The sequence below is a fragment of the Mucilaginibacter gossypiicola genome, from assembly GCF_900110105.1.
Classification (GTDB): Bacteria; Bacteroidota; Bacteroidia; order Sphingobacteriales; family Sphingobacteriaceae; genus Mucilaginibacter; species Mucilaginibacter gossypiicola.
Genome location: NZ_FOCL01000006.1, coordinates 150,968 through 167,069 on the forward strand (window position 1 = coordinate 150,968; position 16,102 = coordinate 167,069).

A 16,102-nucleotide genomic window follows, 5' to 3' on the forward strand; every position below is an offset into this window, starting at 1 on the left:
AAGAATTAACATTCGATAAATTCACCAAATTCGTTTAATTCGAGTTCAGACACTCTTAAAACGACTGGCCCAATCCAATATAAAAGCCGGTTAATCTTTTTTCGTTCGGGATTTTCTGACCTACGCCATAGTCAATACGTACGGCAAGTCCTTTTTCCACATCAAAAAAGTAACGGATGCCGCCACCGTAGTTGGGCTTTAGTTCAGATGTGCTGAAGCTGCTTTTAAAAACTTCACCTCCGCCAACAAAACCGGCAAACCCAATGCGGTCGCTTAGGCGGTAGCGCAGTTCGGCCTGGCCGGCAATCATGTTACGGTCGCGGAAACGGCCGTTGTAATATCCCCGCATCAGTTCATCACTTCCCAGATCGGGCAATAAATAAAACGGTGAAGTGCTGCCGGTTAAACTTTGTTCCTGTACGTCAAGGCCCAATACCCATTTAGGTGCCAGCAAAAAAAACTGGGAGTATTCGATGTTAAAGAACCCTCCTTTATAATCATTGTTGCCAAACATGCCATGTATGGCCTGGAAATAGGAGTTTACAATAAGGCCTTTGGTGGTATAAGTATTATTGTTCCGGTTGTCAAATATAATAGTAGGGCCTATATAAACACTTGGTCCGCCGTCGCGGTTTTCAACGCGCGGATCAGTATAAAATATGCCTGTTTTATCGTCGTCATTGAACTTGTAATCCCAGGCGCCGCCTATTATGCCGGCGTACAGGTTATTGGAAATCTTTTTTTCGGCAGTAAAATTTACTTTGAACCGTTTTTGCCCAACCCTGTCGGAGTTGGCCTTTAATGTATGATTACCGATTCCATAAAAATCGAAAGGGAAATTGATGTAACTGATGCCTGCGGTGAGGTGATAGTTGTTTCCGGGTGTCCAGTAGCTGGTAGTAAGGCTTAAACGGCTTTGGCCTTTTGTAGTAATAGAAGCATAGCCAAAAACATTGGATACCCGTGTATTGAGTTTTGACGTATCGGTATAAAAAGAAAGGAGACCGGCGCCGCCAACCTCAAGCCCGGTTTCGGGGGCTGAGCTTAATACAGGCAAAATAACAAAGCTGCTTTTGCGTGTGGTATCTTTATCAAAATACATGCGCTTTATAGCCCGGGATATTTGTGAAAAGGAGCTTGTTGAGAGGGCACAGAACAGTATTATTATGGTAAGTTTCTTCATAGGTGTTTGTAGTGGCTAATATAACCCATTTTGCTTTATAAGGTTCTGTGGACAGTATTTTAAAATTATGATGACAATACGCTGAGGGGGAGGGGATATGTAAGGTTAAATTTCAGTATGAAATGGTTATAAAAAGATAAAGTTTCATTTAAAATTCAATTTAACTAAAATGTCTACTTTTGCGGCTGAAATTTTATTGAAATATTATGAGCACTACAAGAGGACCTATTTCGCAGTTTATTGAAAGAAATTATCTGCACTTTAACGCCGCGGCATTAATGGATGCAGCTAAAGGCTATGAAACACACCTTGAAGAAGGCGGTAAAATGATGGTAACCTTAGCAGGTGCCATGAGTACAGCCGAGCTGGGTATTTCGCTGGCCGAGATGATCCGCCAGGATAAAATTGCGATCATTTCATGTACCGGCGCCAACCTTGAAGAGGATATCATGAACCTTGTAGCACATTCACACTACAAAAGGGTACCTAATTACCGCGACCTGAGCCCTCAGGAAGAATGGGACCTGCTTGAAAATCATTATAACCGTGTTACCGATACCTGCATCCCGGAAGAGGAAGCTTTCCGCCGTTTGCAAAAACATATCCACAAGATTTGGAAAGATGCTGATGACAGCGGCGAGCGTTATTTTCCGCATGAGTACATGTACAAAATATTATTAAGCGGCGAGCTGGAGCAATACTATGAAATTGATCCTAAAAACTCATGGATGCTGGCTGCTGCCGAAAAGAACCTGCCTATCGTTGTACCGGGATGGGAAGACTCAACAATGGGCAACATCTTTGCTTCATACGTAATTAAAGGCGAGCTTAAAGCATCAACCATGAAAAGCGGTATCGAATACATGGCATGGCTTGCCGACTGGTATACTAAAAACTCATCGGGCAAAGGCATAGGCTTTTTCCAGATTGGTGGTGGTATAGCAGGTGACTTCCCAATATGTGTTGTGCCGATGCTTTATCAGGATATGGAAATGCATGATGTACCTTTCTGGAGCTACTTCTGCCAGATCTCTGATTCAACCACTTCATATGGTTCGTACTCGGGCGCTGTTCCAAACGAAAAAATCACCTGGGGCAAGCTTGACATCCATACCCCCAAATTTATAGTAGAGAGTGACGCAACCATTGTTGCACCACTTATTTTTGCCTGGTTACTAAAACAATAGATAAAATTTTATAATTAAAGTTGGATTGTAATTATTCGGAAAAAATGGCAAATGACATTAATATGCATTTAGCAGCGTTTAAATGAGGTTTTTTGTCTATTTAGAACGATTATAAATTATAGGTTGGTGTCATTTATGTGTCACCGATAGTGTATAAAATTATACTTTTGTGCCTGTAATTATCCGATGAAACATACATCTTACAACAGTTTCAATCATTAATATAAAAATTATTTAGCATAAATACACTGTATGAGAAGTTTCTCATTGATTCTTAAACAATTCTCAAGGTCGGTTTTACTGATTGCCGGGTTTGCTTTTTGGAGTTTATCTACTGCGTACGCGCAAACTGACGCTGCTAAAGGCGAGGCCATTTTCAAATCAAAATGTACTACCTGTCACAAAATCGACACCCGTTTAATTGGTCCGGCATTAGGCCCGCAACTTACTGAAGAAACTGATGATAAATATCTTGTCCAGTGGATCCAGAACAACCAGGCGCTGATTGCTGCTAAAAACCCTAAGGCACTCAAAATTTATAATGAGTATAACCAGTCGGGCATGACCGTATTCGCTGACCTTAGCGATGCTGATGTAGGTAATATCTTAACCTACGTTCGTACTACCTGGAAAGACATGAAGTCTCAACCTGCGGCAGGTGCTGCAACTCCTGGTGCCAAAGTTGAAAGCGGCCCAAGTGATATGGTTGTTTTCGGTTTGATCGGTATCATTGTTATCGCTTTCATTGTTATCCTGGTATTGAACAGGGTAGTAGGTTCTTTGGAGCGTATCCTTCTTAAAAACAAAGACCTTGTTATTGAGGACGAAGTTGTTACCGCCGAAGGTGCTGTTGCAGTTGACGCTAAAAAGGAATTCATTACCAAAATCCTTAAAAACAAAAAACTGGTATTCTTTATATTGGTTGCAGGCACTGTTGCTATGTGTAGCTGGGGTTGGGTTTCTTTATGGAACACCAACGTACACCAGGGTTACCAGCCGGTACAACCAATTAAATACTCGCACGAGTTGCACGCCGGTATCATGAAAATTGATTGCCAGTACTGTCACACAGGTGCATACAAGTCAAAAAATGCTTCTATCCCTTCATTAAACGTGTGTATGAACTGCCACAAGGTTGTTAAAACCGAGTCGGAAGAGATCCACAAAATTTATGATGCTTTGGGTTACGATCCAAAAACACAGAAGTATGACAGCACTGCAGCTAAACCTATCCAATGGGTGCGTGTTCATAACCTGCCAGACTTAGCTTACTTTAACCACTCACAACACGTAAAAGTTGGCGGTATTAAATGTCAGCAGTGCCATGGTCCGGTACAGGAAATGAAAGAGGTTTACCAATACTCTCCGCTTACCATGAAATGGTGTATCCAGTGCCACAAACGTACCGAAGTTAACGGTAAAGGCAATGCTTACTATGACAGCATCCTGGCTGCACACGATAAGATCAAGAAAGGTGAGAAAGTTACAGCTGCCGTATTAGGCGGTATCGAGTGCGGTAAGTGTCACTATTAATAAAAAGAATTTAGCATTACAGTTTATATAGCTTAAATGGACAGCAATAAAAAATACTGGAAAGGTTTAGAAGAACTAAACAGAACACCAGAATTTGTTGAGAAAAATAAAAACGAATTTGCAGAGCCAATTCCTATCGAGGAAGTGCTTAGCGGATCTGGTTTGTCAGCTAAAACTCCACGCCGTGACTTTTTAAAGGCACTTGGCTTTGGTGTTGGAGCAGTTACATTGGCGGCTTGTCAGAAAGTGCCGGTGCATAAATCAATTCCATACCTGATTAAACCTGAAGAGGTTACCCCGGGTGTGGCTAACTACTACTCTTCAAGCTACGAAGGTCAGGCTATCCTGGTTAAAACCCGCGAAGGCCGCCCTATCAAAGTTGAGGGTAACCCTAATGACGTGTTTTCAAAAGGCGGTTTAAGTGCACAAGCTCAGGCTTCGGTACTTGACCTGTATGATGTTAACCGTTTAAAGGATCCTAAATTAAAAGGTAACGAAGCCGGTTGGGCCGAGGTTGACGCTTATGTAATGAAAGAGCTTGCAGCTATTGCTGCGGCAGGTAAAGGTATCCGTTTGGTTACTTCAACTGTATACAGCCCTTCAACATTAGCAGTTATTGCCGAGTTCATCGCAAAATATCCTACTACAAAACATATCAATTATGATGCGGTTTCATACACCGGTATCATCCAGGCCAATCAAAACAGTTTTGGTAAAGCAGTATTGCCTCACTACAACTTTGATAAAGCCGATGTAATTGTAAGTTTCGGTGCTGATTTCTTAGGTACCTGGATCTCTGGCGAAGAGTTTACCCGCCAGTACGTTTCAAACCGTAACAGCAAATCGCTGGCAAACAAAAAAATGTCCCGCCACATTCAGTTTGAAACTGGTATGAGCATGACCGGTACTAATGCCGATGCCCGTATCACTACCAAGCCGTCTGAAATTGGTGTTGCATTAATAAACCTTTACAATGCAATATCTGGTACCACGTTACCAGGTTCAAAAGCAACCGGCAGCAAAAAAGTTGATACTGCTATCCAGTTAGCCGCTAAAGAATTAATAGCTGCTAAAGGTAAAGCATTGGTTGTTTCAGGCTCAAATGATGTTGCTACACAAGTATTGGTTAACGCTATCAACTCCTTATTAGGTAGCTACGGTACTACTATTGATTTAGATAACCCTTCAAAACAATACGCCGGTAACGACGCTGCATTTGTTGAGTTTGTAAACGAAGTAAAACGCGGTGATGTTGGTGCTGTATTCTTCCTGAATGCTAACCCTGCTTACGATTACTATAAAAATGATGAATTTAAAGCAGCGCTTAAAAACGTTCGTTTAAACGTATCATTTGCTGATCATGACGATGAGACAGCGTTATTAGCTACCGTTAATGCTCCAAACCACCATTATTTGGAAACATGGGGTGATGCTAACGCTGTTGAAGGTTACTACACTGTAGTTCAGCCAACAATTAACCCGGTTTATAACACCCGCCAGGCCGAGCATAGCTTATTGGTTTGGATGGAAAACCCAATAAAAGATTATTACACTTACGTACGTAAAACCTGGGATTCAGGTTTGTTGGCAAAAGGTGGCTTATCTGGTCAAAAAGGCTGGGAAACCCTTTTACAAACGGGTATGGTAATAGCTGCTCCGGTAGCAGCAAGTGCTTACAACTTTAGCCTTGATCTTGCCGGTGTAACACAAAAAATATTAACCCAGAGCAAAGCTGTTGCCGCGGATGGCGACAAATTTGAATTGCAGCTTTATGTTAGCCAGGCTATAGGTGACGGTAAACGTGGTAATAACCCATGGTTACAGGAACTTCCTGACCCGGTTTCAAAAGTTACCTGGGACAACTTCGCTGCCATGTCAATTTCTGATATGAAGAAATTGAAACTGGAAGAAGGCGATGTGATTAAAATTGAAGCTAACGGTTACTCAGTTGAGTTGCCGGTATTGGCGCAGCCAGGTCAAACACAAGGTACTTTGTCAGTTGCTGTAGGCTACGGCCGTACAAATGCTGGTCCGGTTGGTAACAACGTTGGTAAAAATGCCTTCCCATTCTTTAGCTTAAGCAACGGTACTTTCCAAACAGCCGCTGTAGCATCATTCAAGTCGGCAGGTTACAAATCGCCGCTTGCACAAACACAAACCCACCACTCATATGAGGGCAGGAGCGTGATCCGCGAGGCTACTTTTGTTGAATACAAAAAGAACCCTGCTGCAGGTAGTGGTAACGAGCATGGCCGTAAAGATTACAATGGCGAATCTCTTTGGGATAACCATGATCGCCCTGTTTATGACTGGGTAATGGCTATTGACCTTAACGCTTGTACCGGTTGCGGTGCCTGTGTGGTTGCATGTTCTGCAGAAAACAATATCCCGGTTGTAGGTAAAGATGAGGTTTCACGTCGTCGTGAAATGCACTGGATCCGTATCGACCGTTACTACAGCTACAATGACCACGGTAACAGCGAAGAAGCGGTTACTAAAGAAAAGGAAATTGATAAGCTTGAAAACTTTGACAATGTATCGGTTGTGCACCAGCCAATGCTTTGCCAGCACTGTGACCACGCACCTTGCGAAACTGTGTGCCCGGTATTAGCTACCGTTCACTCGTCTGAAGGTTTAAACCACATGGCTTACAACCGTTGCGTAGGTACCCGTTATTGCGCTAACAACTGTCCGTTCAAAGTACGTCGCTTCAACTGGTTCAACTACTGGAACGATGCGCGTTTTGATAACTACCTGCAAGGTGAGCATACACAATTAGTACTTAACCCGGATGTGGTTACACGTTTCCGTGGTGTTATGGAAAAATGTTCAATGTGTATCCAACGTATCCAGGCTGGTAAACTGAAAGCTAAAATTGAAAAACGCCCGCTTAAAGATGGCGAAATCAAAATGGCTTGTCAGCAAACATGTTCTGCCAACGCTATCGTGTTCGGTAACAGAAATGATCCTAACTCTGAAGTTTCAAAAGCACTTGCAAGTGAAAGAACTTACTACGTGCTTGAAGAACTTAACGTACAGCCAGGTATTGGTTACCAGACAAAAGTTAGAAATATAATAGAAACTGAAGCTCAGGCATAAATTTTTATATACAGAGATTAAGATATATGGCATCTCATAGTGAATCAATAATAAGGGAACCGTTAATTACGGGTAAGGACATCACGTATGCAAAAATTACGAATGATGTATTACGTCCTGTAGAAAATATGCCGGGTAAAGCCTGGTGGATCGGTTTTAGTGTAGCCTCGCTTGGCGCCTCGCTTTGGGTTTTCGCAATCAGCTGGACCTTCTGGTTCGGTTTGGGCGAATGGGGCCTGAACAAAACAGTAGGATGGGCCTGGGACATTACCGGTTTCGTATGGTGGGTAGGTATCGGTCACGCCGGTACGCTGATCTCCGCCGTATTGTTACTCTTCCGTCAAAACTGGCGTAACTCTATTAACCGCTCGGCCGAGGCGATGACCATCTTCGCGGTAATTTGCGCGGCTACTTATATCGCCGCTCACATGGGCCGTCCATGGATGGCTGTTTATTCCTTACCACTACCAAACCAATACGGTTCGTTATGGGTAAACTGGAACTCACCGCTTATCTGGGACGTATTTGCGATCTCAACATACTTCTCGGTTTCATTGGTATTCTGGTACACAGGTTTATTGCCTGATATCGCTACCATCCGTGACCGTGCACAAGGCATCCGCCGCCGTATCTATTCGGTACTTTCATTCGGCTGGACAGGTTCAGTAAAAACCTGGCAGCGTTTTGAAACTGTATCGTTGATCCTGGCAGGTGTTTCAACACCACTGGTACTTTCGGTACACACCATCGTATCAATGGACTTTGCAACTTCATTGGAACCGGGATGGCACACTACCATCTTCCCTCCATACTTCGTTGCCGGTGCGATCTTCTCGGGTTTCGCCATGGTACAAACCCTGTTGCTTATAGCACGTAAGGTTTTAGGCCTGGAAAACTACATTACCATGTTCCACATCGAATCGATGAACAAGATTATCATGTTAACAGGTTCGATAGTAGGTGTGGCTTACTTAACAGAGTTGTTCATCGCTTTCTACTCACAAAACGAGTATGAGCAATATGCTTTCGCAAACCGTATAGCCGGTCCGTACTGGTGGGCTTACTGGAGCATGATGACCTGTAACGTAATTACCCCACAGCTGTTCTGGTTCAAAAAGATCCGTACCAACATTCCGCTGTCATGGGTATTATCAATCGTGGTTAACATCGGTATGTGGTTTGAACGTTTTGTAATTATCGTTACCTCACTGCACCGCGACTTTATACCTTCAAGCTGGGCTATGTTCTATCCAACCTGGGTTGACGTGAGCGTGTTCATCGGTTCAATCGGTGTATTCTTTACCATGTTCCTGTTGTTCATCAGGGTATTACCTTCAGTGGCTATGGCCGAGGTGAAATTACTGCTGAAGAGCTCAAGCGAGCAGGCTAAGAAAAAACTTATGGACGAAGGCCATGTTGTACCTGCCGAAGCAGAGTTTTATATCGCTTCGCTGGAGAAATTTGATAGTGTTGAACAGTCTGAATACTTAAAAGCATAATACTAATGAGTAGCACTAAATATATATTAGGCGTTTTTGATGATCCCGATGATATGATGCATGGGATCGATAAGCTGCAAAAGAACAGCGTACCTATTTATGACGTTTATACACCTATGCCTATCCACGGTATCGAGGCTAAATTAAACATCAAGGATTCGCGTCTTGGTTATGCAGCATTTATGTTCGGTTGTTTAGGTGGCACCATTATGTTCAGCATGGTTTATTATATGCTGGTTCATGACTGGCCTATCAACATCGGTGGTAAGAACTTTTTCGCTATCCCGGATTTTATCCCGGTTACATTTGAGTGGACGGTATTGTGGACCTCGTTTGGTATGACCTTTACCTTCTTCTTTGCAAGTCACCTGTTCCCGGGCCGTGCGCCAAGGGTAATGGACCTGCGTGCAACTGACGATAAGTTTGTAATTGCAATTAACGCTAAAGGAAGCATTCCTCACGACGATATAACTAATTTACTAAAAGAAGCGGGCGCTACAGAAGTTAAGCATAACGACAGAAAATATGTTAGCTATGAATAAAATTAAAATATTAGGAACAATTGTTACTATTATCGCTGCTTCGATAGTTTTTACATCGTGCAAGGATAAAAGAAGCACCGGCTGGGAGTATGCACCTAATATGTACGAGCATTTGGCATACGATCCGGATCAAAAAAATAACAACTTTAAAGATGGTAAAACTGCCCAGGTACCACCTGCGGGAACTATTCCGGTTGGCTTTACCAAATTTGATTATCCAAATACCAAAGAAGGTTATGAGTTAGCCAGCGTTGAGGTTAAAACGGTACTGGCGCAAACCCAGGCTAACTATGCTGAAGGTAAGATTTTGTTTGAGCATTTCTGCTCACCTTGCCATGGTGTTAACGGTCAGGGAGATGGCTTAGTGGTACAGCACGGTTATCCGGCTCCTCCATCATATTCAAAAGGCCAGTCATCACGCGGTGGTAACATGAAAGACCTTACAGACGGTAAAATTTATCATACCATTACTTACGGTGTAAATGCTATGGGTTCATACGCTTCTCAGCTTGCTCCCGAAGAACGCTGGAAAGTGATCATGTATGTTCACCATTTACAAACCTTATAAGAAAAAGATATTAATGAAGACTCATAATAATTTTGACGGGCAATACGAATTTGTCGGCAAAGCCAAAACATGGAGCTTGATATGCATCGTGATTGGTTTGGTTGCCATACTTGGTGGCTTTGCGCTTGGTCAAGCCGAGCGTACCTTTGCAAACCTGTTGCTGATGACCTACTACTTTGCAGCGGTTTGTATGTGCGGTATTTTCTTTTGCGCCGTACAGTATGCAGCACAGGCTGGTTGGTCTGCTTCAATGATCAGGATTCCTCAGGCTTTCGGTAAAGTGTTGCCGATTGCTGCAATCTCTCTAATTGTTGTAGTTATCGCAGGATTTTCATTAACCCATACAGTTACTAATGAAGAAGGTAAGCAGGTTGTAGCCCCTTACTTATATAAAATCTGGGCTGCTGCCGGTGTTACCGATCCTCACAACGAAAATTATAACGCCATTATTGCTGGTAAAGCAGGATATATGAACAAAGTAGGATTTGTGATCCGTTTGATCTGTTTCCTTGGTTCATATTGCATATTCGGTCGTTTATTGGCTAAATATTCAGAAGCAGAGGACGATTTGGGTGGCATGTTCTACTACAAAAAGAGCTTTAACATGTCATGCCTGTTCCTGGTGATCTTTGGTTTTACTACTCCTATCTACGCTTTCGATACCATCATGTCGTTAGAGGCAGAGTGGTTCTCAACCATGTTTGGTTGGTATAACTTCGCTGCCATGTGGGTAAGCGGTTTATCGGTTATTACACTTACATTGATCAGGTTGAAACGTATTGGTTATTTTGAATGGGTTAGTGAAGACCACATGCATAGCTTAACGAAATTTATCTTCGGTTTCTCTATCTTCTGGACTTATGTATGGTTTGCTCAGTTCTTGCTGATCTACTATGCTAACATGCCTGAGGAAACAGTTTACTTCTTTAAACGTTGGGAACCTGAGTTTAAACCATGGTTCTGGATCAACATCGTTGTCAACTTCCTTACTCCGTTATTGGTGTTGATGTCACGTGATTCTAAACGTATCTATCGTACCGTTGAGATTATGTGTATCATCCTTATTGTTGGTCACTGGTTAGATTACTTTATGATGATTATGCCTGGTACAGTTGGCCCAACTTCATCATGGTTAACTGAGATTGGCCCGATTGAGATAGGCGTGTTCTTAGGTTTTGGAGGTTTATTTACATTCACAGCGATGACAGCTTTAACTAAGTTTAAATCGTTGGTTCCTAAAAAACACCCGTTCTTACAGGAAAGCCTTCATCATCACATATAATAATTATTACATTTGCACCAAAATACAGAATACCAAACAGCTTACTAAAATGGGATTCAGAAAACTAATAAATTCTAAAAAACTACTATCGTTCTTCGCTGCGTTTATGCTCCTTGGCACAAACCTGCTGATGGCGCAAACTGCGGCCGCCGGTGCGGCCCAGGAAGAAGCCCCCAAGGTTGATTGGACCGGGGTGGCATATTATGTGCTGATATTTTTCCTGATCTGCTTAGGTATTGCTATTGTTGGCAAGATCCTTAAAGTATATGATCTTACCCTGAAAATGCAGGGTAAAAAAGGTATCAAGTGGAATACCGTGATGGCAGTAATTTGCATCGTTTTCCTTGTTGCCGGTCTTTATGGCGCTTTCTGGTCATTTACCGAACAAGGCAGCATGACCTTACCTGAAGCAGCTTCGGCACATGGTGTTAAAATAGATGAGATGTTTACCGTCACTACTGTTTTAACAATGATAGTGTTTTTTGTTACCCAGATCTTGTTGTTTGGATTCCTGTTTCAATACCGTCATTCTGATAAACGCCGTGCGCACTTCCTGCCACATAATAATACCATCGAAAAAGTTTGGACAATTGCACCAGCTATCGTTCTGACCATCCTGGTTGTGTTTGGTTTTTTCACATGGCAAAAAATCATGAATAGCGAAAACCTTAAAGGAGATATCAATATTGATGTAACCGGACACCAGTTTGCCTGGGAGTTGCGTTACCCTGGTAAAGATGGTGTATTAGGCCCTAAAGATTTCCGTTTGGTAACAGGTGCTAACCTTTTAGGTGTTAACTTTAAAAAGAAAAGCAGTTTTGATGACTTAAGGGTTGATACTATGTATCTGCCGGTTAACAAGTCAATCAGGCTTAATATCCTTGCTCAGGATGTGATCCATAGCGTTTACATGCCTCACTTCAGGGTTCAACTGAATGCGGTACCTGGCTTGCCAACTTTCTTTAAATTTACCCCGACTATTACAACCGCAGAGATGCGCACTAAATTAGACGACCCTAAATTTGAATATACCCTTTACTGTAACAAAATATGCGGCGGAAGCCACTACAACATGCAAAAAGTTGTACGTGTTGTTACCGAAGCCGAGTATCAGTCATGGCTGTCAAGGCAGAAGCCTTACCTGAATGATGCTTTGAGAAAAGAACTTCATTTTGCTTCAGCAGACAATGCACAAAGTGGTGCTTCAACAAATAGGTTAGCGTTAAATAATTAATAAAGATAAGAAATAGAGATATGTCAACATTAGCAGTTCACGACCACGCAGGAACACACCACGACGAACACGGTCACGAACACCACCATGACCAATCATTCCTGTCTAAATATGTATTTAGCATGGACCACAAGATGATTGCCAAGCAATTCCTGATCACAGGTATTACTATGGCGGTTATCGCAATGATTTTGTCAATCCTGTTTAGGATCCAACTTGCTTACCCTGATAAAACATTCCCGCTGTTAACCACTTTGTTGGGTCGTTTTGCCCCTAACGGACGTATCAGCCCCGATTTTTACCTTGCTTTGGTTACCATACACGGTACTATCATGGTATTCTTCGTATTAACTGCCGGCTTGAGCGGTACTTTTGCCAACTTATTGATTCCATTGCAGGTAGGTGCGCGTGATATGGCTTCGCCATTCATGAACATGCTTTCATACTGGTTCTTCTTTTTAGCCAGTGTTATCATGTTGTCATCATTCTTTGTTCAAAAAGGTCCTGCCAGCGGTGGTTGGACAATTTATCCTCCCTTATCTGCATTGCCTAAAGCTATGCCTGGTTCTGGTGAAGGTATGACCTTGTGGCTTATCAGTATGGTATTATTCGTAGCATCATCTTTAATGGGTGGTATCAACTACGTAAGTACTGTATTAAACATGCGTACAAAAGGTATGGACCTTTGGAAAATGCCTTTAACTATCTGGGCTTTATTCCTTACTGCTATATTAGGTATCCTTGCATTCCCGGTTTTAGTTGCCGGTGTTGTATTGTTGATATTTGACCGCAGTGTTGGTACAAGCTTCTATTTATCTGATATCGTATTAAACGGAGTACAGCAACCATTTGAAGGTGGTAGCCCGATCCTGTTCCAGCACTTATTCTGGTTCTTAGGTCACCCGGAAGTGTATATCGTAATTATGCCTGCGATGGGTATCTCATCTGAGATAATGTCGGTAAATTCACGTAAACCTATCTTCGGTTACCATGCGATGGTTTACTCTTTGATCGGTATCACTGTATTATCGTTCATCGTATGGGGCCACCACATGTTTGTTACCGGTATGAACCCGTTCCTTGGTGGTGTGTTCATGATCACTACGCTGATCATCGCTGTACCTTCTGCGGTAAAAACATTCAACTGGTTAGCTACGCTTTGGCGTGGTAACATCAGGTTTACGCCTGCTATGTTGTTCGCTATCGGTATGGTGTCGTTCTTTATCTCTGGTGGTTTAACAGGTATCTTCCTGGGTAATGCTGCTTTGGATATCAACTTACATGATACTTACTTCGTAGTCGCCCACTTCCACCTGGTAATGGGTTCGGCAGCAATATTTGGTATGCTTGCTGGTGTTTACCACTGGTTCCCTAAAATGTTCGGCCGCATGATGGACGAGAAATTAGGTTACCTGCACTTCTGGTTAACATTTATCTGTGCTTACCTGGTATTCTTCCCAATGCACTTTATGGGTCTTGACGGTGTACCACGTAGGTACTATGCCTTCACCGAGTTTGCTTCAATGCAAAAATGGTTAACCATTAATACATTTGTTACCTGGGCTGCTATTATTGCTGCGCTTACACAGTTCGGTTTCCTTTATAACTTTTTTGTATCAATATTCAAAGGACGGAAAGCAACTCAAAATCCATGGGAGTCAAATACATTAGAGTGGACTACTCCTGTTGAGCACTTACATGGCAACTGGCCAGGCGAAATTCCAACTGTTTACCGTTGGCCATATGATTACAGCAAACCAGGCGCAGAAGAAGATTATATCCCTCAAACTGTTCCGTACTCGCAAACTATGAGCTCAAACCAGCCTCATGATTTTGAAGATAATCCTGCAGGTTTAGAAGAACTTAACAAGTTTACAAGTACGCTGAAAGCAAACGAACAAGTAAAATAAATTAATACTTAATCTGATCTTTTAGGGTACCTACCTAATTTGAAGATTTGAAAATCTGAACAATTTGAAAATCACATTTTCAAATCAATAAATTTTCAAATCTTCAAATTCAGAATGGGTACCCTAAATTTTTAGAAATATTTAGATGAGCACAGCCGCAAAAAATAGGTTTCAAAAGATCAATATTACAACCATTGTTCTGCTGTTTGTTTTGATTCTTGCCGGTGGTGTTGTACGTAGCTCGGGTTCAGGTATGGGGTGCCCCGACTGGCCCAAATGTTTCGGAAGGTATATACCGCCAACTGACATAAGCGATCTCCCAAAAGATTATAAGCAGAAATACGTAGCTAAACGCGTGGAAAAAAACCAGCGTTTTGCAAAAACACTTGATGTGTTTGGTTACAGTGACCTTGCAAAGCGTATTCGCGAAGATCGGTCTATCCTTGTACCTGAAGAATTTAATGCGGGTAAAACATGGACGGAATATGTAAACCGCCTCATCGGCGCTTTATCAGGTTTTTTGCTCCTGCTTTCGGTAGTGTTCTCTTTCAGCTATTGGAAAACTGATAAAAGGATAGCTATACTGAGTATTTTTAACCTTGTGCTTGTAGGATTTCAGGCTTGGTTGGGTTCAATTGTGGTATCAACTAATCTGGTTGCCTGGATAGTTACTGTACACATGCTGTTGGCCCTGGCTATTTTGGCTATTTGTGTTTATACCTATCATGTGGCAAGGATATCGGGGAAGAATACATCTGGGTCATCACCATTAGTTTACATTATAACGCTTGCGGCGCTTTTTGTAAGTACCCTGCAAATAGCCTTCGGAACCGAGGTGCGGGAGAAAATAGACGCGGTTGCTAATCACTTTCAGGGCGGCTACCGTAAAGATTGGATAGCCAATGCAGGTGAGATATTTCAACACCATAGAGACATAGCTATTTTGGTGCTGATATTGAATGTTGCTTTATTTGTTTTAATCCGTAGGGGCTTTAACAGGCACTCTATTCAGCAACAGCTGATGAGCTTTACATTTTTAATGATCACGTTACAAATAGTTACCGGGATCTTATTATCATATCTCGCATTACCGCCGGTTGCCCAGGCCGCGCATATTGTGTTGGCGAGTTTAATATTTGGGGCGCAATTTTATTTGCTTTTGAATTTATTTCAAGGTGTTAACGGTAGGGAGGTAAGCAGATGAAATGGGCTGATTTTTCGAAACTGATTAAAACGAGGCTTACCTCTTTGGTAGTGTTTTCGGCATCCATATCATTTTTAATAGGTAGCCGCGCTAACGGACACATTGTTTGGATTGATTGGGTAAAATTGATTATAGGGGGCTTTTTGGTTACTTCAGCAGCTAACTCATTCAATGAGATCATTGAGAAGGATTTGGATAAGCTCATGAAACGTACCATGGACCGCCCAATCCCATCGGGTAAAATGACTACCGGCCAGGCATTAGTATTAGGCTTGGGCATGGGCATGGCAGGAACATATTTGTTAGGTAGTTTAAACCTTTTGACTGGCTTGCTATCGGTGTTCTCCATCTTATTATATGCATTTGCCTATACGCCTTTAAAACGTAAATCGCCGATAGCTGTATTTGTTGGTGCCATTCCGGGGGCTTTGCCGCCGCTGATTGGTTATGTAGCTGCACAGGTGCATGGCAGGATAGATGAGATAGCGATAATCTTATTTTCCATTCAGTTTATCTGGCAGTTTGTTCATTTCTGGGCTATTGCCTGGGTTTTGGATGATGACTATAAGCTGGCGGGTTTTAGGTTATTGCCATCAGGCAAAAGAGATTTAACAAGTGCTGTAATTACCTTTATATTTGCCATTGTTTTGGTACCTGTAAGCTTACTACCAACTATTTATGGTTATGGCGGTTACTGGGTTGGCGGCGTATCGCTGATCTGCAGCCTGATATTTTTGTACCAGTCATTTATGCTGTTGCGTACACTGCAAATACCCGAGGCTCGTAAATTAATGTTCGGCTCGTTTTTTTACCTGCCGGTAGTTCAAATAATGTTTTTAGTAGATTTTATAGTTAAGTGAG

The 16,102-nt window shown here is 42.3% G+C and carries 12 protein-coding genes; 11 read left to right on the forward strand and 1 reads right to left on the reverse strand.

What is annotated here, in order from left to right:
- Positions 1 to 55 precede the first annotated feature (55 nt).
- Positions 56 to 1,183: a BamA/TamA family outer membrane protein gene (locus BMX50_RS20690; RefSeq protein ID WP_143065236.1), complete on the reverse strand. Its 1,128-nt coding sequence runs from the start codon at positions 1,181 to 1,183 to the stop codon at positions 56 to 58.
- 206 nt (positions 1,184 to 1,389) lie between these two features.
- On the opposite strand from BMX50_RS20690, the gene BMX50_RS20695 reads away from it, so the two are divergent.
- The 11 genes from BMX50_RS20695 to cyoE all read left to right on the forward strand — a co-directional run bounded on the left by BMX50_RS20695 (position 1,390) and on the right by cyoE (position 16,101).
- Positions 1,390 to 2,370 (forward strand): deoxyhypusine synthase family protein, encoded by a 981-nt coding sequence (locus BMX50_RS20695; protein WP_090530168.1) that lies wholly within the window; start codon positions 1,390 to 1,392, stop codon positions 2,368 to 2,370.
- 252 nt (positions 2,371 to 2,622) lie between these two features.
- Positions 2,623 to 3,903: a c-type cytochrome gene (locus BMX50_RS20700; protein ID WP_091213017.1), complete on the forward strand. Its 1,281-nt coding sequence runs from the start codon at positions 2,623 to 2,625 to the stop codon at positions 3,901 to 3,903.
- A gap of 36 nt (positions 3,904 to 3,939) precedes the next feature.
- A complete protein-coding gene (locus BMX50_RS20705) occupies positions 3,940 to 7,002 on the forward strand; it encodes a TAT-variant-translocated molybdopterin oxidoreductase (RefSeq protein ID WP_091213022.1) in 3,063 nt (1,020 codons plus the stop codon).
- A gap of 26 nt (positions 7,003 to 7,028) precedes the next feature.
- A complete protein-coding gene (gene nrfD / locus BMX50_RS20710; RefSeq protein WP_091165019.1) occupies positions 7,029 to 8,501 on the forward strand; it encodes an NrfD/PsrC family molybdoenzyme membrane anchor subunit in 1,473 nt (490 codons plus the stop codon).
- 5 nt (positions 8,502 to 8,506) lie between these two features.
- Positions 8,507 to 9,043, forward strand: a complete 537-nt coding sequence (locus BMX50_RS20715) for a DUF3341 domain-containing protein (RefSeq protein ID WP_091213026.1) — start codon at positions 8,507 to 8,509, stop codon at positions 9,041 to 9,043.
- On the forward strand, positions 9,027 to 9,611 hold the full coding sequence (locus tag BMX50_RS20720; protein ID WP_091213030.1) for a c-type cytochrome: 585 nt from the start codon (positions 9,027 to 9,029) through the stop codon (positions 9,609 to 9,611). Before BMX50_RS20715 ends, BMX50_RS20720 begins: the two co-directional genes overlap by 17 nt.
- 13 nt (positions 9,612 to 9,624) lie before the next feature.
- The gene (locus BMX50_RS20725) at positions 9,625 to 10,893 is read left to right on the forward strand and encodes a quinol:cytochrome C oxidoreductase (RefSeq protein WP_091213033.1); all 1,269 of its coding nucleotides are present in this window, start codon (positions 9,625 to 9,627) and stop codon (positions 10,891 to 10,893) included.
- A 49-nt stretch (positions 10,894 to 10,942) separates the two neighbouring features.
- Positions 10,943 to 12,127, forward strand: coding sequence for a cytochrome c oxidase subunit II (locus BMX50_RS20730; protein ID WP_244281061.1), 1,185 nt, complete (start codon positions 10,943 to 10,945; stop codon positions 12,125 to 12,127).
- A 20-nt stretch (positions 12,128 to 12,147) separates the two neighbouring features.
- Complete coding sequence (locus BMX50_RS20735) at positions 12,148 to 14,037, forward strand: cytochrome c oxidase subunit I (protein WP_208864757.1); 1,890 nt, start codon at positions 12,148 to 12,150, stop codon at positions 14,035 to 14,037.
- A 145-nt stretch (positions 14,038 to 14,182) separates the two neighbouring features.
- A complete protein-coding gene (locus tag BMX50_RS20740) occupies positions 14,183 to 15,241 on the forward strand; it encodes a COX15/CtaA family protein (protein ID WP_091213042.1) in 1,059 nt (352 codons plus the stop codon).
- Positions 15,238 to 16,101, forward strand: a complete 864-nt coding sequence (gene cyoE, locus BMX50_RS20745) for a heme o synthase (RefSeq protein ID WP_091213044.1) — start codon at positions 15,238 to 15,240, stop codon at positions 16,099 to 16,101. Before BMX50_RS20740 ends, cyoE begins: the two co-directional genes overlap by 4 nt.
- Position 16,102 lies beyond the last annotated feature (1 nt).